This is a genomic window from Paenibacillus sophorae (genome assembly GCF_018966525.1).
In the GTDB taxonomy this organism is placed as follows: domain Bacteria; phylum Bacillota; class Bacilli; order Paenibacillales; family Paenibacillaceae; genus Paenibacillus_AQ; species Paenibacillus_AQ sophorae.
In genome coordinates, this window is the sequence record NZ_CP076607.1 from 4,134,111 (window position 1) to 4,160,143 (window position 26,033).

24 protein-coding genes are annotated in these 26,033 nt (G+C 52.0%); all 24 read right to left on the bottom strand.

Translation table 11 applies throughout. The features are described from left to right. Positions 1–73 precede the first annotated feature (73 nt). The 24 genes from pgsA to rpsO all read right to left on the bottom strand — a co-directional run bounded on the left by pgsA (position 74) and on the right by rpsO (position 25,857). Positions 74–661 carry a CDP-diacylglycerol--glycerol-3-phosphate 3-phosphatidyltransferase gene (gene pgsA, locus KP014_RS19470; RefSeq protein ID WP_036593706.1) on the bottom strand — a complete coding sequence of 196 codons (588 nt, stop codon included), beginning with the start codon at positions 659–661 and terminating at the stop codon, positions 74–76. After that, the gene (gene rimO / locus KP014_RS19475; RefSeq protein WP_036593708.1) at positions 658–1,989 is read right to left on the bottom strand and encodes a 30S ribosomal protein S12 methylthiotransferase RimO; all 1,332 of its coding nucleotides are present in this window, start codon (positions 1,987–1,989) and stop codon (positions 658–660) included. Before rimO ends, pgsA begins: the two co-directional genes overlap by 4 nt. Positions 1,990–2,125: 136 nt before the next feature. Then, positions 2,126–2,617, bottom strand: a complete 492-nt coding sequence (locus tag KP014_RS19480) for a YajQ family cyclic di-GMP-binding protein (RefSeq protein ID WP_025690270.1) — start codon at positions 2,615–2,617, stop codon at positions 2,126–2,128. Positions 2,618–2,775: 158 nt separating this feature from the next. Then, positions 2,776–2,937, bottom strand: a complete 162-nt coding sequence (locus tag KP014_RS19485) for a hypothetical protein (protein ID WP_175491739.1) — start codon at positions 2,935–2,937, stop codon at positions 2,776–2,778. Positions 2,938–3,022: 85 nt separating this feature from the next. Continuing rightward, positions 3,023–4,024 (bottom strand): helix-turn-helix domain-containing protein, encoded by a 1,002-nt coding sequence (locus KP014_RS19490; RefSeq protein ID WP_036593711.1) that lies wholly within the window; start codon positions 4,022–4,024, stop codon positions 3,023–3,025. 30 nt (positions 4,025–4,054) lie between these two features. Further along, a complete protein-coding gene (locus KP014_RS19495; protein ID WP_036593742.1) occupies positions 4,055–4,822 on the bottom strand; it encodes a DUF3388 domain-containing protein in 768 nt (255 codons plus the stop codon). A gap of 182 nt (positions 4,823–5,004) precedes the next feature. After that, complete coding sequence (locus KP014_RS19500; RefSeq protein ID WP_036593713.1) at positions 5,005–5,268, bottom strand: DUF3243 domain-containing protein; 264 nt, start codon at positions 5,266–5,268, stop codon at positions 5,005–5,007. 128 nt (positions 5,269–5,396) lie between these two features. After that, positions 5,397–6,155 (bottom strand): elongation factor P 5-aminopentanone reductase, encoded by a 759-nt coding sequence (ymfI, locus tag KP014_RS19505; RefSeq protein ID WP_090833782.1) that lies wholly within the window; start codon positions 6,153–6,155, stop codon positions 5,397–5,399. Between the two features lie 8 nt (positions 6,156–6,163). Continuing rightward, positions 6,164–7,444 (bottom strand): EF-P 5-aminopentanol modification-associated protein YfmH, encoded by a 1,281-nt coding sequence (gene yfmH / locus KP014_RS19510; RefSeq protein WP_036593716.1) that lies wholly within the window; start codon positions 7,442–7,444, stop codon positions 6,164–6,166. Between the two features lie 2 nt (positions 7,445–7,446). Further along, positions 7,447–8,730: an EF-P 5-aminopentanol modification-associated protein YfmF gene (gene yfmF / locus KP014_RS19515; protein ID WP_036593719.1), complete on the bottom strand. Its 1,284-nt coding sequence runs from the start codon at positions 8,728–8,730 to the stop codon at positions 7,447–7,449. Positions 8,731–8,858: 128 nt separating this feature from the next. Next, a complete protein-coding gene (sleB, locus tag KP014_RS19520) occupies positions 8,859–9,701 on the bottom strand; it encodes a spore cortex-lytic enzyme (RefSeq protein ID WP_036593721.1) in 843 nt (280 codons plus the stop codon). Between the two features lie 177 nt (positions 9,702–9,878). Then, positions 9,879–12,497 carry an FtsK/SpoIIIE family DNA translocase gene (locus KP014_RS19525; protein ID WP_036593723.1) on the bottom strand — a complete coding sequence of 873 codons (2,619 nt, stop codon included), beginning with the start codon at positions 12,495–12,497 and terminating at the stop codon, positions 9,879–9,881. Between the two features lie 85 nt (positions 12,498–12,582). Continuing rightward, complete coding sequence (locus KP014_RS19530; RefSeq protein ID WP_036593725.1) at positions 12,583–12,816, bottom strand: YlzJ-like family protein; 234 nt, start codon at positions 12,814–12,816, stop codon at positions 12,583–12,585. Beyond that, positions 12,813–13,592 (bottom strand): ClpP family protease, encoded by a 780-nt coding sequence (locus tag KP014_RS19535; protein ID WP_036593729.1) that lies wholly within the window; start codon positions 13,590–13,592, stop codon positions 12,813–12,815. Before KP014_RS19535 ends, KP014_RS19530 begins: the two co-directional genes overlap by 4 nt. Positions 13,593–13,802: 210 nt before the next feature. Further along, positions 13,803–15,482 (bottom strand): ribonuclease J, encoded by a 1,680-nt coding sequence (locus tag KP014_RS19540; protein ID WP_036593731.1) that lies wholly within the window; start codon positions 15,480–15,482, stop codon positions 13,803–13,805. A gap of 526 nt (positions 15,483–16,008) precedes the next feature. Further along, positions 16,009–16,884 carry a 4-hydroxy-tetrahydrodipicolinate synthase gene (gene dapA, locus KP014_RS19545; RefSeq protein WP_036593733.1) on the bottom strand — a complete coding sequence of 292 codons (876 nt, stop codon included), beginning with the start codon at positions 16,882–16,884 and terminating at the stop codon, positions 16,009–16,011. A gap of 17 nt (positions 16,885–16,901) precedes the next feature. Beyond that, entirely contained in the window at positions 16,902–18,122 is a 1,221-nt protein-coding gene (dapG, locus tag KP014_RS19550) for an aspartate kinase (protein ID WP_036593736.1), read from the bottom strand. 201 nt (positions 18,123–18,323) lie between these two features. Next, a complete protein-coding gene (locus tag KP014_RS19555; protein ID WP_036593737.1) occupies positions 18,324–18,920 on the bottom strand; it encodes a dipicolinate synthase subunit B in 597 nt (198 codons plus the stop codon). 2 nt (positions 18,921–18,922) lie between these two features. Then, positions 18,923–19,816: a dipicolinate synthase subunit DpsA gene (dpsA, locus tag KP014_RS19560; protein ID WP_036593738.1), complete on the bottom strand. Its 894-nt coding sequence runs from the start codon at positions 19,814–19,816 to the stop codon at positions 18,923–18,925. A 300-nt stretch (positions 19,817–20,116) separates the two neighbouring features. Further along, positions 20,117–20,563, bottom strand: a complete 447-nt coding sequence (gene dut, locus KP014_RS19565) for a dUTP diphosphatase (RefSeq protein ID WP_175491740.1) — start codon at positions 20,561–20,563, stop codon at positions 20,117–20,119. Further along, positions 20,523–21,806 (bottom strand): M16 family metallopeptidase, encoded by a 1,284-nt coding sequence (locus KP014_RS19570; protein WP_090833746.1) that lies wholly within the window; start codon positions 21,804–21,806, stop codon positions 20,523–20,525. The genes dut and KP014_RS19570 overlap by 41 nt, the downstream gene beginning before the upstream one ends. An 80-nt stretch (positions 21,807–21,886) precedes the next feature. Continuing rightward, positions 21,887–22,870, bottom strand: coding sequence for a polysaccharide deacetylase family protein (locus tag KP014_RS19575; RefSeq protein ID WP_036592109.1), 984 nt, complete (start codon positions 22,868–22,870; stop codon positions 21,887–21,889). Between the two features lie 324 nt (positions 22,871–23,194). Beyond that, on the bottom strand, positions 23,195–25,291 hold the full coding sequence (pnp, locus tag KP014_RS19580) for a polyribonucleotide nucleotidyltransferase (RefSeq protein WP_036592110.1): 2,097 nt from the start codon (positions 25,289–25,291) through the stop codon (positions 23,195–23,197). 296 nt (positions 25,292–25,587) lie between these two features. Next, the gene (gene rpsO, locus KP014_RS19585; protein ID WP_025690244.1) at positions 25,588–25,857 is read right to left on the bottom strand and encodes a 30S ribosomal protein S15; all 270 of its coding nucleotides are present in this window, start codon (positions 25,855–25,857) and stop codon (positions 25,588–25,590) included. Positions 25,858–26,033: the final 176 nt, after the last annotated feature.

Genomic DNA, 26,033 nt, shown 5'->3' on the forward strand with positions numbered 1-26,033 from the left:
GTCACCCGAAGAAGCGGGGCAATAGGCTCATGTCCTACTGCCCCGCTGCGGATCACGGCAAGCCGGTTTGATATTAAGCGTTATGCAGCTGGAGCAGTTCCTTGTTTTTCACGAAATAATCGATTCCCGAGTATATCGTAATCAAAGCGGCCGCCCAAATAGCAATACTGTCAAAAGGGATGCCGACGAACTGAAACGGAAAATTGTTAAGCAGCAGCAGGGAAATCGCTATAATCTGCACAACCGTTTTGATTTTGCCCCATTTGCTGGCTGCTACAACTTTGCCATCCAGCAGCGCCACTTGGCGAAGACCGGTAACGGCAAATTCACGGCTGATAATGACGATGGCAATCCAGGAATCGCATCTTCCCAGCTCGACTAGCGAAATCAGCACCGCTGAAACGAGCAGCTTATCGGCCAATGGGTCGAGAAGCTTGCCAAGATTGGTCACCATATTATACTTGCGGGCAATGTAGCCATCGATGCCATCCGTGCTTGCCGCCAGCAAGAAGATAACTGCGGCAATAAGATGGTTGAACGAGAGCTGAAAGGAGCCCCAATGCAGCGGCTCCGGATAGAAGCTGAAATTGACCAGCAGGAAAAACATCATGATCGGGATCAGACATATTCGGGCAATGGTTATGCGGTTAGGCAAATTCACTGAAGCTCTTCCTCCCCTGACAAATCATATTCGAAAGCATGAGTTATCCGGACCTTCGTAATCTCCCCGATGTCGATGTTGCTGCCTTTAACAAATACTTCTCCGTCAATCTCCGGCGCGTCGTACTGCGAGCGGCCGATATAGACATCGCTGCGACCGTCGTAGCGTTCCACGAGCACGTCGAGAACTTGGCCCACAAAACGGCTGCCCCGATCTTGGATGACCTTGCGCTGAAGCTCCATCAGCGTGTTGGCGCGCCATTCCTTCACTTCATCCGGCACCTGATCCGGCAGGCGCGAAGCCGGAGTTCCCTCTTCGTTGGAGTAAGTAAATACCCCCAGCCGATCAAAGCCGACTTCACTCACAAAATCACACAAGCGCTGAAAATCTTCTTCAGTTTCGCCGGGAAAACCGACAATGAGCGAAGTCCGCAGCGACACGCCGGGAATAATCTCCCGAATCCGTGCAACCAGTTCGCGGATATCCCGCTGGCGGCCGGGTCTGCGCATGCGTTTGAGAATCGAGTCTTCACTGTGCTGGAGCGGCATATCCACATATTTGCAGATCTTCGGATTATTCGCCATAGTCTGAATCAGCTCTTCAGTGAAAAAGCCGGGATAGGCATAATGCAATCTGACCCATTCGATGCCTTCCACTTCGCTCACACGGTTCAGCAGCTCGGGCAGCTTGAATTCCTCGTACAGATCGGTTCCGTAATTGGTGGAGTCCTGGGCGATTAGGCTGATCTCCTTCACCCCTTGCGCCGCGAGTGTCTTGACCTCGGCCAGAATCGACTCAATGGAACGGCTGCGGAATGCTCCGCGCATTATCGGGATGCTGCAGAACGTGCAATTGTTGTCGCAGCCTTCCGCAATTTTGACATAGGTAGTGTAACGTGGCGTCGATACCTTGCGTGGCAGCGCCTCCTCGTAATTAAAGACCGGATTGCCAACCCATACCGGCCTGCTTCCTCTCACGGCTTCATCTACAATCTGAACGATGTTGTGAAAATCTCCCGTTCCGACAATTCCGTCGATCTCAGGCATTTCCTCCATCAGTTCGGCCTTGTAGCGCTGGGTTAAGCAGCCTGATACGATCAGCGCCTTGAGATTGCCGCTCTCCTTCAACTCCGCAAGCTCAAGAATCGTGTTCACGGATTGCTCCTTGGCTTCATCGATAAATCCGCAGGTATTTACAATAATGACGGTAGCTTCTTCTTTATGGTCCACAAGCGTATATCCGCGTTCATGAACCAGGCCGGACATAATCTCCGAATCTACCAAATTTTTTTCGCAGCCGAGTGTAACAATGTTAATCTTTTCTGTCATCAGTCATCCCCCAATAATCGAAAGCACATATCCACATTTTCTTAAGCAAGTATAATATAGCCGGAATTCGGCTGTCAAAAACACAAAGCACCCCGCAGGTCTTCGCTTCGTGGCAGCGCTGCGGGGCACGGAATCATTATTTCAGGTTAGTGTACTGTAAATCAAGCGGCAAATCAGCCTTGTTAAGAAGCTGAATAATCTGCTGCAGATCGTCTCTGCTCTTGCCTGTGACACGAATCTGATCACCCTGAATCTGGCTCTTAACCTTTAGCTTGGAATCGCGGATCAGCACATTGATCTTCTTGGCGTTATCCTGATCGATTCCTTGTTTAAGTCCGAGCCGCTGGCGAACTGTCCCCAGGGAGGCAGGCTCGATTTTGCCAAAATCAAGATTCTTGAGCGTGATGCCCCTCTTAACCATCTTCGACTGCAAAATATCAATGACAGCGTTCAGCTTATACTCGTCGTCGGATACAATGATCAGCGCGTCCTTTTCCAGCTTAAGGCTGCTCTTGCTTCCCTTGAAATCGAAGCGGTTTTGAATCTCTTTCTCCGTCTGGTGAATCGCATTGGTTAATTCCTGAATGTCCATTTTGGACACAATATCGAATGAACTTTCCGAAGCCATATTTCCACGTCCTTTATGTGCGTTATCTCAGCTACTATTATATGAAAAAGACAAGGCCAAGTCTAACTGCCGATACTTATTCAGCCTGAACACACAAAAATACGCCTCCTTCAAGGGGATACTTCCCCACTTGCTGGAGGCGCCCTGCTGCATGCCTGCTATCTGCTTCGAATCGGATTACGGAACATATCCAAGATCCCCAGCACGATATGCGCAAGACCGAAGCCCAAGATTCCGTAACCCCAGGCCCCGGGTGTCAAGTAGTAGCCAAGCAGGCTGACAATAATGCCCAGGGCAATTACAATCCAGCTGACCGTCATCGATAGCACACCTCGCTTTGATGGATTGAACTTTAACCAGTCGTTAGGTTCTCCATAATAGCAGAGTCTATGCGTATGGGTTAGCTTATTGGGCGGTGCCGCCTTCAGCGGTTACACCGCTGTCAGTCGTTTGCCCATCCGTACTGTCCGCCGACGTTTCGGTTGCGTTCGTTGATCCCGCGCCGTTGTCGAGCTCTAACAAAATACGTGAGGTAGACTTTCCGTCCGTTACGACCTGCCCGTTCACGGTGATCTGCGTAGCGGGGGAGTAGCCGGATTTAATATACATTCCTTCGCTATCCAGAGTGAAGGTCATAGTATCTCCCGCAGTCGTTTTTCCAAAAGAGAGCTTATCTCCTCTGGAATTTTCGCCCTTATATACCTCCAGCCAACTTTCGCCTGTTGCTGTAATGACGACCTGCGGATTTGTACCCGTCACCTTAAAGACGGTAGTCCTGCCCGATTTCCGGTCCTGAACGACCGTTCCGCCTTCCGTGGCCGGTGAAGGTGAAGGAGACGGCGAAGGAGATGGGGACGGCGAAGCGGTGGCTTCGCTCCCTGCTCCGACATCAGCTCCGGCAGAAGCGGCCGGCGTCGCTGCCCCACCTTCCGCGGAAGACGGTCCAGCGGACTGCGCGGGTGGAGGATTCTGTGTGCTCGTAGTAATCGGATTAGCATCAGTCTGCGGGTTATCCGATTTGCCCCAGTTCGAAGCATACATATAAATAACCGCTATAATCAATACCGGAAAAATCCACATTAAGAGTGTCGGAAGCCATTTGGCATTCCGCTCGGTCTCGGGTCTGCGGCTGCGTTTTTGAAGCACAGACTCCATGGTGGAAGGCTCCTCCTTGGGCACAGGAACGCTCCCGGGCTCTTGTATAAGCTCATCGGGATTGACCCCAACCGCCTCCGCGTAAGTCTTGATAAAAGCCCGCACATAAAAACTGCCGGGGAGCACCTTATAGTCCCCCGTCTCAATAGCTTCCAAATATTTCTTGCGAATTTTCGTTACTTCCTGCACATCGTCAAGACTCATTCCTTTTTGCAGACGAGCCTCCTTCAATTGCCGGCCCAGTTCCGACATTCCTTTGCCGCCTCCTCGTGTTCGCTCTATTTATAAATCGTCGCTGTAGCTGGTTGTGAATGTATCGTAAAGTATCTCTTCGCTCGGACTATTGCGCAGCTCGATCAGAATGTCAAAATCGTCATATGTGTATTCTGATTCGCGGACAAAAATGTCCGGGTGCTCAATAACCTTCGTACTCGGCATTGACATTATATCTTTAAGCAGATTGTAATGCTTCTCATTGGACCTAATCGTGCTGACAATGCCATCGATAATAAAAATATTATTCGGATTCATCTCATCCTCGGCGAGCTGACTGCGAACGGTCTGCCGGAGCATCGTCGAAGAAACGAAAGTCCAGCGCTTCATTGCGCACACACTGCCGGCGATAATCGATTCCGTTTTGCCCACTCGCGGCATTCCCCGAAGGCCAATGACCTGGTTGCCATCACGTTTGAACAGCTCTCCGAGAAAATCGACCAGCAGGCCGAGCTCATCCCGGGTAAACCGGAACGTCTTCCGGTCATCCGAATCCCGGTCGATATATCTTCCGTGCCGGACGGCTAGTTTGTCAACCAAGCGCGGTGAACGCAGGGCGGTTACCGTTATATTTTCAACCTTTTTGAGCATTTCGCCCATCAGCCGGATCTTCTCATCATCGTTCGTTTCAAGCAGCATGCCCCGCGTCTTATCTTCCACTCCATTGATGGTCAGTATATTGACCTCCAGCATACCGAGCATTGAAGCGATATCGCCGAGCAAACCGGGTCTATTCTTATGTATCTTGTATTCCATGTACCATTCTTTGTATTCCAACTTGTACACCTCGTAATGTAAATTCCCTTTCCCGAGCCTTGATCCGCCAAAAAACGCCAAGATGCGACACACCACAGGTTTACGGGTCATGTTAATGATATATAAAATAAAATTGAAAGGCAAGGTCGAAAGGCCGGACTATTGCAGAAAAGCTCCCGCGAGGGGGAGCTTGTTCCGCCGGGCTATGCGTTTTGCTTCGCCAGCTTGACCATGAGGGAGGCAATCGTATGCCGCTGGCTTTCATCGCCAACGTCCCAGAGTTCTTTGATCGTCCGGTTCGAGACGTTTTGCGGGTCAACCTTCTTATCGAGGAATTCCCCGATTTCATAAGCGAGTTCTGCAATGGTACTCTCGCTCATGCCGACTTTCTCGGCCTGTACAACCCGCTCACCCAGAAATTTCTTCCAGGTATCAAAGTTCTTGATTACAGTCGATTCTGTTGACATATTAAATCCTCCTTCGTGTTTATGACCTTGCTTGCCCTAAGGCCTTAGGTCATTTGCGCTTAAGATTTAAAAGCAACAGTCATAATATGCCCTTGAAGAAAATCCGTTATTCTTAGGTCTTTTACCAGTTAGGTTATCCAGCCCCCGTTTGGGCTAATAATTTGTCCGTTGATATATCCCGATTCCGGCAGCGCCAAGAAATACACGAGCGAAGCGACTTCTTCAGGCGAGGCAAGCCTGCCTGCGGGAATTTCTTCCTCCAGCATGCGAACCTCGTCCTCCGCTAAATTTCCCAGCATCGCCGTGCGCACCGCGCCTGGAGCCACCGCGTTCACCGTAACGCCCGAAGGGGCCAACTCCTTGGCCAGCGCCTTCGTAAAGGCGTTGACGCCACCCTTGCTCGCAGAATAGGCGACTTCGCAAGACGCGCCCGAAATCCCCCATACAGAAGAGACGTTGATAATCCGCCCATACCGCTGCGAAACCATATAAGGCATAAAAAGCTGACTGCACATAAACGTCCCTTTCAGATTAACGGCCATGACATCGTCCCATTCCTCTTCGGTAAGATCGGCAAGCATGCCGTAATGGGATCGGCCGGCATTGTTGACCAATATGTCCGGCTGCATACCGCTGGCCGCAAGCCGTTCAGCCATACGCTGGAGCTGGCTGCGGTCTCTTAAATCGGCGGCCACGGTCATAACCTGTGAACCGGCGTTCATACAGCGCCGCGCCACCTCGTTGGCCGCCTCATGGGAATTCACATAGTGAATGACAATATTCATCCGTGCTGAGGCAAAGCGCTCGGCAATGGCGCCGCCAATCCCTCCGCTGCCTCCGGTAATAAGCACCGTCGTTTCTCCGAGCGGCTTGCCGCTCGCTCCCACAATATCCACTACGGATTCACCACCACGGATACGGCAAGCTGATCCCAATCAATGTGATCGCGCAGCCGTTCGTTCACTTCATCCAGTGTAATCGATTCGTATTCCGGGAGGACGCCGAAGAAGTCGCCGCCGCGGAATTGATAACGGGTAAACTCATGGGCAATGCTCTCCGGAGAGTTCAGCATGCGCAAATGTCCGCCGATTTTCTTGTTGCGGGCCCGGATAAAATCGCGTTCCGAGAAGCCCGTCGCAAGAATAGAGTCAATCTCTTCCCTGATCCGTTTGAGCAGCAAATCGGGGTCCTTCGTATCGCCGCCGATCGCGGAGAAAGCGTACTGCGGCGAGCTGTTGAATTCATGTCCGAAGCTGTCGGAGATGAGCTCTTCATCGTACAGCTTTTGGTACAACGCGGTACTGCTTCCTAGCAAAAGATCAAGCATCAGCTTGGTAGTCAAATCGCGCCGGACCGCGGCTTTCCCTGTCAGCCCGGCCTCTTTTTCCTTGAATCCGAACAGACATTTAGGCATAGACACCGCCAGCTTGTTCTCCAGCCGCTTCTGGCCAACTTTTTCCGGCTCCTGTTCAAAAATCCGTTCGATCTCGCCCTGCGGTTCGTAAGCTTTCAGGCTCTGATTGTTGCGCACCAGCTTAAAAACGGCTTCCGGATCTACTCCGCCGACGATAAAGAGAAGCATGTTGCTCGGATGGTAAAAAGCATTGTAGCAGGTATAAAGTGTTTCTTTGGTAATGGACGAGATGGATTCCACTGTGCCGGCGATATCGATCCGTACCGGATTTTTCTGATACATCGCTTCGATCAGCCCAAAATAAACGCGCCAGTCCGGGTTATCGGCATACATGTTGATTTCCTGGCCGATGATGCCCTTTTCTTTCTCCACATTCTGGTCCGTAAAATAGGGATGCTGCACAAAATCGATCAACGTTTCGATATTCGTCTCTATTTTTTCTGTGGCCGAGAACAGGTAAACCGTCTGCTCAAAGCTTGTAAAAGCGTTGGCCGACGCTCCGTTTGATGCAAAAGTGGCGAAAATGTCGCCTTCCGGCTCCTCGAACATTTTATGCTCCAAAAAGTGGGCGATGCCATCGGGCACCGATGCTTCCTCGCCTCCGGCTACGCGGAAGTGATTGTCCACCGAACCATATTTGGTCGCAAACGTGGCGTATGTTTTTCTGAAACCCGGCTTCGGAAGAACATATACCTTCAGCCCGTTATCCAAAACTTCGTAATACAGCGTTTCCTGAAGCCTGTCATAATGGATCTGTTCCACAGCTACTCCTCCTTCTGTCCTGTCAGGAAATAGATCGTATCCAGCTGGACGGTGTCGGCAGCCCGTTTTACATCTTCCGCGCCGGAAGCTTCCACCTGGCTCATCAGTTCTTCTGCGGAACGGTCTTTGCCGGACAGCTGTCGGTTGAAGTCGAATGCAATCATTTCAAAGGCAGAGTCCTGGATTTCCGAAAGCAAATTGCGTATCATCGCCTTGGTCTGGTTTAGCTCCAGATCGCTGATATTTCCTTTTTTCATTTCATCTAGTTGTTTGTGTATGATGTCCACGGCTTTGCCGTAGTTCTGGATTTCAATGCCCGACTGAATCGTGGCAATTCCTTTATGCCCGTCGTAGCGTGAAGACGCATAGTAAGCCAGACTTTCCTTCTCCCGGACGTTCACGAACAGCTTGGAATGCGGGTAGCCGCCCAAAATGCCGTTGTACATCAGAGCGTGCGCATAGGCGTCGTCCTTGTAGGTAATGGAAGTGCGCAAACCCATGTTCAGCTTACCTTGACCGACATCCATCCGTTCTTCCACCGTGCGGACGTCTGTAATGGTCTTGGGGGAGAATCGGGATTGATACTGGGAGGAAGCTGTTCTGCTGCCAAAGCCAAAATGCCGCTTTACCAGCTTTTCAACTTCTTCGGACGTCGTGTCGCCAACGACATACAGATCAAGAATCGCTCCTTCCAGCCATGAAAGATAGGACTGATGCAGCGAGTCTGGGGTAATAGCGTCAAGATCGGCCCTTTGTCCGAGCGGATGAAGCCGATACGGTTCTTCCCGGCACATTTCCTCGATACAGCGCTCGGCCGCGTAACGGATTTTGTCGTTGACGATAGCCTCCAGCTTCTTTCGGACAGTCTCGCGTTCCGTTCCTACATAAGAAGCCCTGAAACTGCCCCCTTCCAGCACAGGCTGAGTAAGCACTTCTCCCAGAAAAGCGAAGGACTCGCCAAGCAGGCTTTCCTTACTCTGCACAAATGAATCATTGATCGTGTCCATCCGGAACTGGATGATCTGGTAATCGCCGCGCTTATACACGTCGAATCCAAATCCGGCACCATACAGCTCTTCCAGCCGTTCGCGGAACTGGGTTGTCTCCGGATATGAAGCCGTGCCCCGGCGAAGAACGAACGGAATCAGCGCGGTGGGGGTCACCGTCTCTTCGGCCAAGGGAACGCCGGCATACAGCGATATCGCATAAGTCTTGAACGTCTTCGTCGGCAGCACATGAATTCGGATGCCTCCTACGTTGCCATGCTGGAATACGTGATTTGTCAAGTCGAAAACTCCTTTACGGCCTGGATAGATGCTTATATACCATGTTTATGAAGTAATATTTATTCTAAACCATTCCAAAGTAAGGAAGCAACCGAAAGACAAGCTTCCGATTGCTTCTGGGGTTTGGATTACATACAGAAAATATGCTCACCGATTGTCTTCACCTGCGGTCGTGTCCAGATCCATTTGGAGGTTGCAGTCTTCGGATTGAAGTAATACAGACAGCCTCCCGTCGGGTCCCAGCCGTTGAGCGCCTGCTGAACCGCTTTGCGTGACTGCTCATTGGGTGTCAGATAAATCTGTCCGTCGGCGACGGCGGTAAATGCTCCGGGTTGGAAAATAACGCCCGAAGGCGTGTTCGGAAAACTCGGAGATTTTGTCCGGTTCAGAATGACCGCGGCGACGGCCACCTGTCCTTCAAACGGCTCTCCCCGCGATTCCCCGTAAACGGCATTCGCCATGATCTTCAAATCATTCTCGGACAATCCCATTGTATTTCCCGATGCCAATCCTGCTGTAGTGTTTGCCTTATTATTTGCATTGTTCTTGTTTGTTGTATTCTTGGCGGTCTTCGGTTCCGTCGGACGCCAGTTCTTGGTCGCATTGTACAGCTTCAGCTTCGTCTTTGCTCCAACGACACCGTCGGCCTTCATGCCAAATTTCCATTGAAACCATTTGACCGAGTTCAATGTTTTGCTGCCGAAATGGCTGTCTATTTTGCCCGAAAAGTATCCCAGGTGCTTCAAGCGTCCCTGAAGCTCGTATACATCTTGCCCGGAGGCGCCATATTTAATGGGGACAGTACTGAAAGCGGGCATCGCTTCATCATAGGTTCCAGCCTCGGACGAAGAACTCGCAGCGGTCTGCGGAACTTTCGACGATGACTTCCCTCCGGAGAATCGTTCAACCAGCGGGGCTGATGCAAGCGTAAGGGCTAGTACGGCAATAATCCATAGCTTCTGATTCTTCATTTGGCTTCGCTCTACCTTTCTCTTGTAAGTTCTGCATGGATGGCTAACGTTATTATGACGACAGCGCAAGAATCCTATGCACCTCAGGAACGAAAAGAAAGGGGGATGAAATAAACAAAAAGCGTTCCTTTTCCGTAGAAAAAGAACGCTTGGCTTATTAAGTTGCTGCCAGGTGGATCAGGAACTGATCCGGCTCTGTTGATACTGCTCCAGCGAGATCAGCACCTCCCGAGGTTTGCTGCCCTCGTATGGTCCAATAACACCTCTAGCCTCCATCGAATCGATCAATCTGGCGGCCCGGGTGTAACCAACGCGCATCCTGCGCTGAAGCAGCGATACCGATGCCTGCTTGGCTTCAAGCACGATCTGCACCGCCTGCTCGTACAATTCATCCTGCGGTTGCTCGGTTTCCGCCGCCGCATCATCCACTTCCGGAACAATAGACTCGTCATACTCCGCTTCGCCTTGGCTGCTGACATAATGGACGATCGCTTCCACCTCGGCATCACTCATAAAGGCCCCCTGAACCCGTACCGGCTTGGAAGAGCCCATCGGCATGAACAGCATATCACCGCGGCCCAGCAGCTTCTCCGCTCCCGCCATGTCCAGAATGGTCCGCGAATCAACCTGCGAGGAGACGCCAAAGGCGATCCGCGAAGGGATATTGGCCTTGATGACACCGGTGATGACATCCACCGAAGGACGCTGGGTCGCAATAATCAGATGAATTCCGGCGGCCCGTGCCATCTGTGCCAGACGGCAAATGGCGTCTTCCACATCGTTCGCGGCAACCATCATCAAGTCCGCAAGCTCGTCCACAATTACAACAATATACGGCAGGACCGCCTCAGGGTTATCCTTCATCAGCAGATTGTAGCCTTCCACATTCCGCGTTCCGGATTTGGAGAACAGCTCATATCTTTTCTCCATCTCGACCACGATTTTCTTGAGCGCCAGGCTTGCGCGTTTCGGGTCGGTGACAACGGGAGCCATTAAATGGGGAATTCCGTTGTAAACATTTAGTTCGACCATCTTCGGGTCGACCATGAGAAACTTAACTTCATCCGGCTTGGCCTTGTACAGAATGCTGGTGATAATTCCATTAATGCAGACCGATTTGCCGGAGCCCGTTGCCCCGGCGACGAGCAGATGGGGCATTTTGGCAAGGTTACCGATGATAGTCTGACCGGAAATATCCCTGCCGAAAGCAATCGTCAGCCTGGCTTCGGCTTCCTGAAAAATCTGGGTTTCCATGACTTCTCTCATGGTGACCAGCGACACCTCCGGATTCGGTACCTCGATTCCGATTGCCGATTTGCCGGGAATCGGCGCCTCCATCCGGATATCTTTGGCGGCGAGCGCCAAAGCGATATCATCGGTCAGATTTACGATCCGGCTGACCTTCACGCCGATATCGGGCTGAATCTCATACCGGGTAACCGCCGGCCCCCGGACAACCTCCAGCACCTTGGCCCGGACGCCAAAGCTTTCCAGCGTCGCCTCAAGCTTGCGGGCAGTCTGCATATAATCGTTCTGGTCGCCGGCTTTGCCGCCGTTATTCGGCTTCGACAGCAGCCGGAAAGGCGGAAGCTTGTAAGGTTTAGGCGGAGGCGCAGGCTTGGGTGCCGGGGGTATGTCTCCTCCTGCCTCTCCTTCGGTGCCGGTGCTTGCCTCCGCAATAATACCGTCCTCCTCGGAAACAATGCCTTCCGCCGCTTCAGTAAGGCTCTGGGCATCGTCAGGCTTCACGCTGCTCCGCGCAGTCGGCGAGAACTCGCTCCAGTCCTCACGGTCTTCATCACTCAAGCCTTCCGCACGGATATGCTCAAAGAAATCCCGTATGATAGGAGTTACAGGTTCCAGTTCCCCGCTATCAAAATCATGATCTTCATCCGGACCAGACCAATCCGAATGGGAAGGAATACCGGATATGATCGGAACATTCTTATGTTCCACGTCCCCATATTCCTCATCAGACTCCGGCAAAGCATCGGCTTCGGAGCGCGGAGTCTTGCGCTGCATAAGTCTTTCAAAGAACTGCGGCGCTTTGCGGTTCGGAAGAGCTGCTTCCATCTCCTCGTCTTCTTCCTCTTCGTCCGGCTCCTCCTGCCCCTTCTTTGGTCGTCCCCGGCCTGATACCGGTACAGCCTGCGGGCGGTTTGCCGCTCTATGCCGAATGCCTTCCGCAAGCTTGACCGCCCGGGTTCTCAGTAATCCGAACAGCTCGATATAGGAAAGATTCGTAACCAGCATAAAGCTGATCGCTAGCATAACGATCATGAGCAGTTTGGCGCCGAGTGTCCCGAACAGCCACAGCAGCACGGCAAATTCCAATCCGCCGACATAGCCTCCGCTTATATCTTTGCCCAGCATATATACACCGCCGTCATTCGCGGCTGGAGACAACGCCCCGGCCAGATCCTTCTGGGTCTGTGACATTACATTGCCCGGATGGAGCATGGACACCGGCCCAAGCTTCTGCTCCATAGCCGAAATGCTGCTCATTAGGCATAACGAGAACACAAGCAGCAGGACACCGCTGTGCCGGCTGCTCCAATTCGAAGGCCATTTCCGGTAAATCATGACCATTAATCCGTAATACATGCCGATGAGCGGCAAAACAAAATAAAACCGGCCAAAAAGGTAAGCGGCCAAGCTTGATAATGAGCGTCCCACCGCCGCTTCGCCGGATAAAGCTATAACCGAGAAGGTAATCAGAAGGATGCCATAAATTTCATATTTTAAAACACTGCCCAGCAGCGCTTTCTTTTTTTTCCGTTTTCTCCGTCTAGCCACGCCAGCCACCCCCGAATCAGTATTATACCATATAATGGCGTGGCGTACCTATGTTCTGTTTTGTCGGAAAATGGTGTTCTTTCTATCAGGAGCCGCCGGAACCACCGGACGCATATGAAATGATCTGTCCCGGCGCCAGACCGGGTTCCAGGTAGCGATGCAGCGGGCATTGCAGAAGCCTTACTATTCTGGCCCTGCCTTCGTCCAGCGGTTCAACCTGCATGACAATCCCTTGTACAGTCACTTCACGGAATGGGGGCGAAGCCTGAATGGCTCCTTCCCACACCTGATCGGCGGATATAACGGAATAGAGAATCATTGGGTCAACCCTCCCGTCTCGGCAGGGGCGCCTCCAAGTGCAATCAGTTGATTCAGTTTAGCCATCGCAGTGCCGATCCCGCCTACTTCATCCATAAGTCCAAATGTAACGGCATCACTGCCTCCGACGGCCGTGCCGATGTCTCTGTTAAGTTCTCCCGTCTTAAACATTAAATCCTTGAAGCATTCTACGGAAATCCGGGAATGGGACGTTACGAATCGGACGACGCGCTCCTGCATTTTCTCCATGTACTCAAAAGTCTGAGGAACGCCGATGACGAGGCCGTTCATGCGGATGGGATGAATGGTCATCGTGGCGCTTTCCGCTATAATCGAATAGCTCGAGGATACCGCGATGGGAACCCCGATACTGTGGCCTCCCCCTACAACAACCGTAACCGTCGGCTTGGATAATGAAGCAATCATTTCAGCAATGGCAAGACCGGCCTCCACATCGCCGCCCACCGTATTCAAAATGATAAGCACCCCCTTGACTGTCTTGCTCTGCTCGGCTGCGACCAGTTGGGGGATGATATGTTCATATTTGGTCGTCTTGTTATGCGGGGGCATGACAATATGTCCTTCGATCTGACCAATGATCGTTATGCAATAAATCTCCGGCTCGGTGGACGGGACCGCCACTTGACCGAATTCTTTCACCGTACCTACCACGCCGCCGGCTTCCTGAGTTCCTTCACCTCCCGGCTCTTCTATCCCCGGAGGCGTTGCCGGTTCCTCATTTTGGTAAGCTGTTTCGATAGGTTTATTGCCATCCATGCTCAGCGCTCCCTTGTTCGCTTGCACTAAAGCTTTTCAGCAAGCGTATGGTAGTGAATCTCCCGTTAGTATGACTAATCGTACCCTGACATTATGCAGATGAGTAAATGAACAGCATAAAGCCCCTCTCCACCGGAAACCGTCCAATATTTCCAGCGGGAGAGAGGCATTATGATTCAATCATTTATGTTGCGCCTGATTATACAATAATTACACTTCCATGATGATCGGAAGAATCATCGGTCTGCGGCGGGTCTGTTCATACAGGAAGCGCCCGAGCGCATCCTTGACGCTTGTCTTGAGCGAAGCCCACTCATTGACCTTCTCGCTCATCAGACGCTGCAGCGTACTGGAAACAATCCGGTTCGCTTCGTCAAGCAGGCCTTCCGATTCCCGTACATACACGAAGCCGCGCGAAATAATGTCAGGACCCGAAACGATTGCCCCATTCTGTTTGCTCAGCGTAACGACGACAACCAGAATGCCGTCCTGCGACAGCAGCTTGCGGTCGCGCAGGACAATATTGCCTACATCGCCAACGCCAAGGCCGTCAATCAGAACATTGCCGGATGTAACCTTACCGGCTTTGCGGGCTGAGCCGCCTTGGATCTCTACCACTTCACCAAGCTCAGTGATGAAGATGTTGTCAGGATCGACGCCCACGGACTGCGCAAGAATCGCGTGTCTGCGCTGCATGCGGTACTCGCCGTGAATCGGAATGAAGAACTTCGGCTTCATCAGGTTAAGCATCAGCTTCAGTTCTTCCTGGCTGCCGTGACCTGACACGTGCACGCCGGAATTCGAGCCGCTGTAGATCACATCTGCGCCCAGACGGAACAGCTCGTCGATCGTACGACCGATGTACTTCTCATTGCCGGGTACTGGTGTTGCTGCAATAATAACGGTGTCGCCAGGCAGAATATCCACTTTACGGTGACTGGAACGCGCCATGCGCGTCAATGCCGACATCGGTTCGCCTTGGCTGCCCGTGCAGAGAACGACAACCCGATTGGCCGCCATCCGGTTCATTTCTTCCGGTTCAATCAGCATGCCATCAGGCATATTCAAATATCCGAGCTCAGAAGCGATGGATACGACATTAACCATGCTTCGGCCGATTACGGTGATTTTACGTCCCGTTTGCTCTGCGGCGTTAACGACCTGCTGAATGCGGTGAACGTTGGATGCGAATGTCGCTACCACAACACGCTGTTCGGCTTTCCGGAAAATATCTTCAAGCACGATCCCGACATTTTTCTCCGAGGGGGTGAATCCCGGTTTCTCGGCGTTGGTACTGTCGGAAAGAAGCGCGAGTACGCCCCGTTGTCCGATTTCGGCCATGCGGTGCAAGTTCGCGAATTGACCATTGACTGGTGTATGGTCAAACTTGAAGTCGCCCGTATGGACCACGTTGCCTTCCGGTGTCTCGATGCACACGCCGACAGAGTCGGGAATACTGTGGTTGGTTCTGAAGAAAGTAACGACCAGCGAACTGCCCAGCTTGATCTCCGAATCCTCATTGATCAGAATACGTTTCGTTTCGCCTAGCAGATTCGCTTCCTTCAGCTTGTTCTCAACAAGTCCTAATGTCAGCTTCGTTCCGTAAACCGGAACATTCAAATGTTTGAGGACATACGGCAGGCCTCCGATATGGTCCTCGTGGCCGTGCGTAAGCACAATGCCTTTTACCTTGTCACGATTCTCCGTCAAATAAGAAATATCAGGAATAACGATGTCAATACCGAGCATATCCTCTTCAGGGAACTTCAGTCCCGAGTCAACGACCACAATGTCGCTGCCGTATTGCACCACATACATATTCTTCCCGATTTCTCCCACTCCGCCGAGTGCGAAGATCATCAGTTTATCATTGTTGTTTTTTTTGGACAAATGAATCTAACCCTCCTAATATGTTGGACGTCATATGTTATTTTAATCAAGAACTTCAATTGTTTAGCGGAACTGAACACATTCAATAACGCAGAAATCTTGCCGATGTGAAGACAAAGGGTATCAAGGCGCAAAAAAATAAACCTTAATTAAAGCTTCCCTATCGTTGGGAGCATACATTTGCGTTTGCGAACCTATGCCGTAAACATTCGGCCGCGCCCCTTGCGCAAAACACCTTTGCCGGACAAAACAGATCCAGGTCTGGAAAAATGTACCTTTTGATCCAAATAGACCTGCAGTGCCACACAGGACATAAGAATTACCGCATATTTAATTTTAACCGCACCCAGTCACTTAACCACATTATACATGATATTTTTGCCAAAAAACAAGTCGCGGGATTTAGATATCTGTATTCTTCCCGTAAAAGCGGAGCATTATTTCACTGCGTACAAAATAACAACACAAAAAACCGGCCCTCTTAACAAGAACCGGTTCATAAAATATGAATAATATAGCCCAATATCTATTGTACCAGCTTTCTGATAAATTCCGCCTCCGACTCGCTAGGCGGGGTCAAAGGAAGACGGACCGAACCCACCTTGACTCCCCGAAGCTCCAGCGCGTATTTGACGGCGGAAGGATTCGGAAGCGGCTGCGGACATTCGAACAGTCCTTTAAAAATAGGAAACAATTCCCGGTGAAGCTGTCCTGCGAGCTGTATGCTGCCCGAGAGATACGCGGAGATCATTTCGGTCATTCTTGCGCCCTCGAGATGGCTTGCCACGCTGATAATTCCGTGCCCTCCGACGGCCAGTGCCGGCAATGCGGAAGCGTCGTCTCCGGAGTACACATGAAAATCCTGCGGTGAGCCGGATACAATCAGAGCGACGTGATCGAGGGACGCACATTCTTTCGTCGCGACAATATTCGGAATTTGCGCCAGCTTAATCGTTGTATTCGCGCTCATGCAGATTCCAGTCCGTCCAGGGACGTTATACGGAATGAGCGGGAGCTTCGTCTCGGCCGCGATTGCCGCAAAATGGCGATAAAGCCCCTCCTGGTTCGGCTTGTTGTAATAAGGAACGACCAGGAGCGCGCCGTCAACGCCGATTTTCTCCGCTTTTTGAGTCAGTTCGATCGTATGCTTGGTGTTATTTGAGCCAGTGCCCGCTATGACCTTGCAGCGCCCTGCTGCTTTCTCCAGAACAAAGGAAAACATTTGCAGCTTTTCTTCATCGCTCAGCGTAGGCGACTCGCCCGTTGTCCCGCAGACGACGAGCCCCTCCGATTTCTGTTCTTCAATCAGGTAATCAACCAGACTCGATACCGCGTCCCAGTCGATCTCCCCCTCCTTGTCAAAAGGAGTTACCATAGCTGTTATTAGTCTTCCGAAATCCACTAAGAATTCTCCTCCTGTTAACGGTGTAATTCAAACTTTGAATGCAGCGCGCGCAGCGATTGCACCATATCTTCCTTCTTGACCAGCACCCAGATCGTCGTATTGGAATCAGCGGATTGCAGAATTTGAATGTTATGATCGCTGAGCGCCTCCACGATGCGCGCCATGATCCCTGGAACGCCGTTAATACCGCCACCGATAACGGATACCTTGACGCAGCCCGACAGGCTCTTTGGACGAAGTCCAATTTCCTGAAGAGCCGCGATCGCTTTTTCCGAATGATTGTCAAATACGGTGTATACGGCGCTGGTCGGCGTAACATTAATAAAGTCAACGCTTATGCCGCTATCCGCCATGCTCTTGAATATTTGCAGCTGAACTCCGGTCCCATTCCCTTCCGGGCAGTCCAAAGAGATCTGCGTGATGTTGCTGACATAGGCGATGCCGGTAACGAAGCGGTCGACAATTCCGGGCTGGGACTCCTGAAAGCCTTCCGGATGTGTAACGAGAGTGCCTTCATTCTCCGAAAAAGTGGAGCGGACGCGGACCGGAATCTGCGCCTGCATAGCAATTTCCACGGCCCGCGGATGTATAACCTTGGCGCCCTGATAGGCCATATTGCAAATTTCGGTATAGCTTACATAGGTCAGCGGCTTCGCATCTTCGACGATACGGGGATCGGCGGTCAGAATACCATTGACATCCGTGTAAATATCGACCATTTCCGCACGCAGCGCGGCGCCGAGCGCCGTTGCCGATGTATCGCTTCCCCCACGCCCGAGTGTGGTAAAGTCCCCATCTTCCGTCTGGCCCTGAAAGCCGGTTACGATGACGACCTTCTGGGCGCGCAGCTCTCGCAAAATCCGTTCCGGACGGACATCGAGAATCCGCGCGTTCCCGTAGCCGTTATCCGTCAGGAAACCGGCTTGGGCTCCGGTAAGCACTGTCGAGGGAATCCCTTCTTTTTCCAGCAGGCTGCATAATGTGGTCGCGGAAATGATTTCACCGCAGCACAGCAGTAAATCCCGTTCCCGCTGAGGGAGAGCATCGCCATTCTGGGAGACCCAGTCCAGCAGCGTATCCGTCGCATAAGGCTCGCCCTTGCGGCCCATTGCGGAGACTACGATGACAAGGCTGTATCCATGCCCAAGCTCCCGTTTGACGTGGCGGATCACATGATCCCTAGCCTGCAAGGTAGAAAGCGAGGTCCCGCCAAACTTCTGTACCAAAATGCCCATTAATAATTCCTCCATTAGTTAACGACAGGCTGCACTTATTTCTCAAGATGAATCCCAGAGTCCCGGGACTTCGCTTCTAAATCTAAAGGAATAAACACGATTGTACCGCCCTCATGCGGAGGACGGCAGCGATTAGTCTATTTAATGTTTGAAGCCTCGTACAACTCAGCAAGTTGTCGCCAATCTGCTAATGTCTATTACTTATGCTGAATGAAACCGTTCGATGATCATCGGCTGCAGCTGGGAGCCATGAAGAGCCGCATAGCAGGCCTCTGGTATTAATTCCATGCGGGCCACCAATGAATTCGGCTTCTGCTCGGGATTATCCTGTCCGAAAGGAACAAAATAAATATTTTTGGTTACCAAAAGTTTCGCAATATTCGCCGCGTTCAGACCGAGTCCGTCATTGGTCGATATGGCCAGAACGATTGGCCGACCATTGCGCATCTGGGATTTGGCCGCCATCAGCACCGGGCCGTCCGTCATGGCATTGGCCAATTTGCTCGTGGTATTTCCTGTGCAGGGTGCAATCGTGAGTACATCCAGCCTTTTGGATGGACCCAGCGGTTCCGCTTCAACAATTGTAGAAATGATATCATTCCCCGTTATATCTTTCAACTGTTTTAGCCAATTTTCCGATGTGCCGAACCTTGTGTCCGTTCCGAGCACCGATGCCGATACAATAGGCACGACGTTCGCGCCTTCGTCGACAAAACGCTTAATTTGGGGTATCACCTCCGCAAAAGTACAGTGGGAACCGGTAATTGCATAGCCTACCGTCTTACCGTGCCAGTTCATTGTTAATCCCCCTTTGTCAACATCCGCTCCGAAATGGACTGGGCAAGCGCGCCTGCCATAATCAGTCCCGCGCTTTTGGGCGCCACGATTCCCGGCAGACCCGGCGCCAGTATAGCCTTAATGCCCCGTTTTTCCGCATAACGGAAGTCAACTCCCCCAGGCGCGGAAGCGAGATCGATAATGCAGGTATGCCGGGGCACCCTCGACAGCACTTTGGCGTTAAGAATGAGGCTGGGTATCGTATTGAAAATATAATCGATGTCCGTTACATGCTCTTCCAGCCGATCTGTCATAAACGGTTTCCAGCCCATGACCTCCGCCTTGGCAAAATGCTCCTGTTTTCTGACGCCTACTGTGACTTTCGCGCCAAGTCCCTGGAGGCTTTTTGCCATCGTAAATCCGGTTCTTCCCATTCCAAGCACCATCGCTTCAGAGCCGTGAATGGTAATATCCGTATTCTGGATCGCCATAACGAGCGCGCCTTCAGCAGTTGGAATCGAATTGTAGATCGCGACGTCGTCACGTTCCAGCAGCTCCACCAGCTCCAGCCCCCCGAGAGCGCACAGCCGTCTTAAATATTCTTTCGCCATGCCCGTGTAAATGGTACAGTGCTTAGGCAATGCCTCGATATGCTCCTCCAGCAGCTGCATCGGCTTCGCTGAGTACATTGCGCTGATACGGCCTTCGTCGTCACAGCCGACGGTCGGCAGCACCAGAACGTCCGCGCCGCTGAGCAGTTCGGCGGACATTGTCTCCAGGTTAACCCCGTCAAAAAGGGGGGTCCATTTATCAAAGCCGGCAACGCTTACCGCCGCATCCATCTCTACACATTTTCGAATCACTTCAATTTGTCTTGCGTCCCCGCCCAAGAACACGATCCTGACGCCAGTCAGCATAGGGATGACGCTCCTTTCAACTTTACACTGTCGACTATAGAGCATCTTATGCCGTAGGCGGGCATTAGGTGATTGCCGTGGGGTCGATCACAGTATTAAGGAAAATTATCACAGACGATTTGGAAATTCAAAAGAATAAAACAGTGAAGCGGAGACAAATAAAATGCAGAAGCTGCAGGTATCGCGGTTTCTTTATGAGGGATCGAGCCCAAACGGCCGACACCGGATGCTCCCGGCAATGTAAAAAAGCTTGCGCTGTTATGCCGTTAGGCATGCTGCGCAAGCTCTTTGTTCTGCTCCCTATTTGCCGGTATGGCCGAAGCCTCCCGCACCCCGGTCGGTATCCTTCAGTTCTTCCACTTCCACCATCGTTACGGATGGTACCGCCTGAAAGACCATTTGGGCGATCCGCTCATTCCGGGCGATCGTAAAAGGCTCCTGGCCCAAATTGATGAGCAGCACCTTGATCTCGCCCCGGTAGTCGGCGTCGATCGTGCCTGGCGTGTTGAGGCAGGTGATGCCGTGCTTCAGCGCCAGTCCGCTGCGCGGACGAATCTGCGCTTCCAGTCCGTCCGGCATGGCGAGTGCGATTCCCGTGGGAACAAGCGCCCGCGCCCCGGGCTCAAGCGTCATTTCGCCGCTGACTGCAGCGAAAAGGTCGTAGCCCGAAGCCTGCTCCGACATTTTTCGGGGAGGATTCACATCCTCATTGCCCGGAAGCTTTAGAATTTGTACGTAGTAAGACAAGATCATCTCTCCTAACATTGGCAATCGCTTTATCGGAAGACCCGACCATCGCCGCCGCAAGCGGCTCGGCGAACATCCGGTCAAGCACCTTATTTACATCATCCATCGTGACTTTCTGAATCTTGGCAATCATTTCGTCCAGCGTGATATGCCGGCCAAGCATTAATTCGTTCTTCCCAAGCCGGTTCATCCGGCTGCTTGTGCTTTCCAAGCTAAGGATCAGACTGCCTTTGAGCTGTTCCTTGCCCTTGCGGATCTCATCTTCGTCCATACCCTTGACGGCAAGCTCATACAGCATTTCTTTGGTTAATTCCATGACGTCCTTGGTCTGCTTAGGAGCGGTTCCGGCATAGACAGTAAAAAGGCCGCTGTCGGCTTGTGAACTATGATAAGAATATACGGAGTAAGCCAGTCCGCGCTTCTCGCGGATTTCCTGGAACAGCCGGGAGCTCATGCCGCCGCCGACGGCGTTATTAATCAGCACCATCGCATACTGCAGCGGATCGTCGTTGGCGCAGCCGGGCAGTGACAGGCAAATGTGGTTCTGCTCCGTCTTTTTGCGGTGGAACAATAAATCCCCATGGAAATCCGGCGGGGCTAGTCGTTCTTGCGTTCCATGATTGGCGAACGTACCAAAATACCGCTCCAGCAGATCGCCCACACTGTCATCAAAATTGCCCGCAAGGCTGATCACCGTATTCTCTATCGTATACTGCTTCTGCATATAGGCCCTTAGATCATCCGGCGTCATGGCCTCCAGCCGTTCCTTGAGCCCAAGAATAGAGTAAGCGAGCGGGTGGCTGCCGTAGGCTGCCATTGACATCAGATCATGTACAAGATCGTCCGGCGTATCTTCGCACATGGAGATTTCCTCAAGGATGACGTTCTTTTCTTTTGCCAATTCCTCCGCATTGAACTGCGAACGGAAGAACATGTCGGCCAGCACATCAACAGCGATCGGAAGATGCTCATCCAGCACTTTGGCGTAATAGCAGGTGTATTCCTTAGAGGTAAAGGCATTGACATTCCCGCCGATGGAATCGAACCGCTCCGCGATTGCCTTTGCGTCGAACCGGTCCGTACCTTTGAACAGCATATGTTCGATAAAATGGGAAATCCCGTTGTTTTCCGGTGTTTCGTTCCTGGAACCCGTCTTTACCCAGATTCCGAAAGAAACGGAGCGGCCTGTCGGGATTTTCTCCATGACTACTCTTAATCCATTTGATAATACCATTTTTTCCACGTAAAAAGTCCTCCTGCCATAGCCCTTCGTTCGCCTTTCCATTTAACCGGGCGCCTTATATCCTATCAGAAACGGCAGATTCACTCAACATCGCTTGGCAGCACGCGCTCCGGCGACAGCGTCTGGCTGACCGTTCCGAGCACCAGCCCCTTGGCCTTGATGCCGCGAATCATCCCGCGCAGCGCCTTCGATGATGAAGAAGTGGGATGCATAAGCACGAGTGTGCCCGGTTCCGCATTCGCTGTAATCTTGGCGACGACCGATTCCGGAGAAGGGTTGCGCCAGTCTACTGTATCGACCGTCCACAGTACCGTCTTCAGCCCCAACTCGCGGGCTATCTCTACGGTCTCCTGGTCGAAGTCGCCTGAAGGGGGAGCGAACCAGCGGTTGTCAACCCCAAGGCTCGATTTCAGCAGCTTCTTGGTCTTGTCAATCTCCATTACCGCGCGCGCCCGGCTGAGTGTGCTCATATTGGGATGCGAATAGGCGTGATTCTCAAGCTCATGCCCGCGCTTTTGAATCTCCATGGCAAGCTCGCGGTTCTTGCTCAGCCAGCTTCCGTCCAGAAAAAACGTCGCCTTTACATGCTCCTCGTCCAATATGTTCAGCATAGGCACAATATATTCGTTCCCCCAAGCAACGTTAATCATCAGCGATACCATCGGCTTGGCGGGATTCCCCCGGTAGATCGGCTGTGCCCCAAGTTCATCCAGCGAGACAGCCGGCGCAGTCTGCTTGTACACGTATTTGATCGCTTCACCCGCAGGAAGCAGCAGAGCTTCTTTGTATGTCCCTTCCACGTCGACACTCAGCCCGTTATAGCCGGGAATGGCTTTCCATACCCGATCTACTCTTGCGTCCACCGGCGGGCTGTCAACCTGCGCGGCCTTGGCTTCAATCTGGCTTCGCAGATCATTCTCCGCATCGCCAAGCGGCTTCAGAACAGCCAATCCGCCGGAGGCGCGAAGCTGTCCCAGCATACTTTTTACCGGTCCTACGCTGCTGCCGATTCCGATCACTATAGCCATACAAGCCAGCACTACGGCCGCTTTTTCCAGTCTCATTACAACTTCCTCCCACGTGATTCGCTGTCATACCAATTTCGCCTAGCGTTCACCATCGCCAAAGGATCGGCAGACGCTGTACGGCGCTCTGTCCCAGCCTATGAGACAAGAAGGCGCAATATACCTCCAAGCGGCTGAAGACGGACTGAGCGCCGCGGCAGAACGCGGTAGGATCATGTAGGAGACTCTGTAAGCACAAGAACTTTACTAAGTGAAGCTGCAACTCAAAAAAAGAGCCAGAATGTAGACTTCTGCCTCTTTTCGTCCAACCATTAATACATGTAAATGAGAGTCGCAGCGTTTCTTCGGTCTAAAACCAGGCTATTAAGCCTTGGCTTCTGCGGTCAGCACTGCCTTGCGCGACAGATTCACGCGGCCCTGCTGGTCGATTTCCGTCACTTTTACGGTGATGGTATCTCCGATGGCAACCACGTCTTCCACCTTGCCTACACGCTCCGTAGACAGCTGCGAAATATGCACCAGACCGTCTTTACCCGGCAGAATTTCTACAAAAGCGCCGAATTTCTCGATCCGCTTGACGGTGCCGACATAAATTTCGCCGATTTCGACCTCGCGCACAATGCCTTCGATGATGGAACGCGCTTTTTGGTTCATCTCTTCATTCGAGGAAGCGATGAACACGCGGCCGTCCTGCTCGATGTCGATTTTTACGCCGGTTTCTTCGATGATTTTGTTGATGATTTTGCCGCCTGCGCCGATAACGTCGCGGATTTTGTCCGGATTAATCTGCAGGATGATAATTTTAGGCGCGTATTGGGAAAGGCTCTCTCTTGGTTTGGAGATAGCTTCCATCATTTTGCTCAGAATAAACATCCGGCCTTCTTTGGCCTGTTCAAGAGCTTCTTGAAGAATTTTACGGTCGATCCCGTCGATCTTGATGTCCATCTGAATCGCGGTTACGCCTTCGGCCGTACCCGCTACTTTGAAGTCCATATCGCCGAGATGGTCTTCCATGCCTTGGATGTCGGTCAAGATGGATACATGCTCGCCGTCTTTGATCAGACCCATGGCTACGCCCGCAACCGGCGCTTTGATCGGTACGCCCGCATCCATCATCGCCAGTGTGCTTGCGCAGATACTCGCCTGGGAAGTCGATCCGTTGGATTCCAGCACCTCGGATACGAGGCGGATCGTGTACGGGAATTCGGTCTCGTTCGGAATAACCTTGGACAAGGCCCGTTCACCCAGTGCTCCATGGCCGATTTCGCGGCGACCCGGTGCTCTCAGCGGACGGGCTTCCCCTACGCTGAACGGCGGGAAGTTATAGTGATGCATGAACCGCTTTGTTTCGGTTAAATCGATACCGTCGAGAATTTGCACATCGCCGAGAGCACCAAGCGTACACACGCTGAGCGCTTGCGTCTGGCCGCGGGTGAACAGCCCCGAACCATGTGTGCGCGGCAGCAGCGACGTATCGCATTCGATCGGACGAATCTCGTTCAGCTTCCGGCCGTCCGGACGAACTTTGTCATGAGTGATCAGACGTCTGACTTCTTCCTTGACGATATCGTGCAGCACTTCCTTCACATCGCCAATCAGCTCAGGCGTTTCGATATATTTCTCCGTGAAATATTCCACCGTGTCGTTGTTGACCGCATCGATCGCATCTTGACGGGCATGCTTCTCGGCAATCTTAACCGCCTCAACCAGCCGCTCCTGGGCGTATGCGCGTACCTCAGCGTTCACTTCGGCGTTTACGGCGTGCAGTTTCACCGTCATTTTTTCCTTGCCGGCGACCTGCACCAGCTCTTCGATCTTCGCTACGATGCCGCGGATTTCTTCATGTCCGAACATGATCGCTTCGAGCATGATTTCTTCCGGCACTTCATTCGCTTCCGCTTCCACCATCATGATGGCGTCTTTTGTACCGGCCACGACCAGATAAATGTCGCTCACTTCCTGCTGGGCGATTGTCGGGTTGACGATAAACTGGCCATCGATGCGTCCAACCACGACACCGCCGATTGGGCCGCTGAACGGCACATCGGAAATGCTCAGCGACGCCGACGTTCCGATCATGGCCGCAATTTCCGGCGAGCAGTCCTGATCAACGCTCATTACCAGATTCAGCACCTGTACGTCATTACGGAAGCCTTCCGGGAACAGCGGACGAATCGGACGGTCCGTCAAGCGGCTGGACAGAATCGCTTTTTCGCTCGGTCTGCCTTCCCGCTTGATGAAGCCCCCCGGAATTTTGCCGACCGCGTACAAACGCTCTTCATAGTTTACCGTCAGCGGAAAAAAATCCAAGTCCTTCGGTTCGCTTGAAGCCGTTACCGTACACAGCACCGACGTATCACCGTAACGGACCATAACAGCGGCGTTTGCCTGCTTGGCAAGCCGTCCCGTTTCCAGCACCAGGGTTCTGCCCCCGAGCTGCATTTCAACACGTTTTTCCATAAAGTCCCTCCTTGGATGACAGCAGACCCGCTCAATCTATGGGCAGGTTCATCTGAATTTTGTCAAAATTAAAACGCCGTATCCCTATAATAAGGCTTACGCACGTTCTCTATGCAATACAAGCAAAAACGGCTTGGCCTTTTTTAAAAAAGGAGCCGTTTTTGACGTTCATATTATCCGGGCAGTTGCTAAAATTTTCCCTAATTTTCAAAAAGCAACCCAGCTGTTCCGCTGACGCTTCTCGGAAGCACATACGGTAAACAACCAGGCTGCTTTAAGGGTAAACATATGGGTTATTAACGACGCAATCCCAGTTTCTCGATCAATGCGCTGTAACGCTGCACGTCTTTGTTCTTCAAATACGCGAGCAGTTTACGGCGTTGACCTACCATCTTCAGCAATCCGCGGCGGGAATGATGATCCTTCTTGTGCGTACGCAAGTGGTCGGTCAGATTAACGATATTCTCCGTGAGGATAGCAATTTGCACCTCTGGAGATCCAGTATCGGATTCATGAGTTTTGTGCTCGTCGATCAGTTGATGCTTACGTTCTTGAGTCAATGCCATCCTGTTCACCTCCTTCAATATAATCGCCAATGGCCTCGTCACCGTCGGTGACACTCGAATGACCAAGCCAAGGTTATGGGTGCCAGCAAGCTAGCAACGTTAATCAGTATAGCACTATACAAGGCAAAAGTAAACGTTACTGACGGAAAGTCACTGGCAGAAAGATTAGGACAATA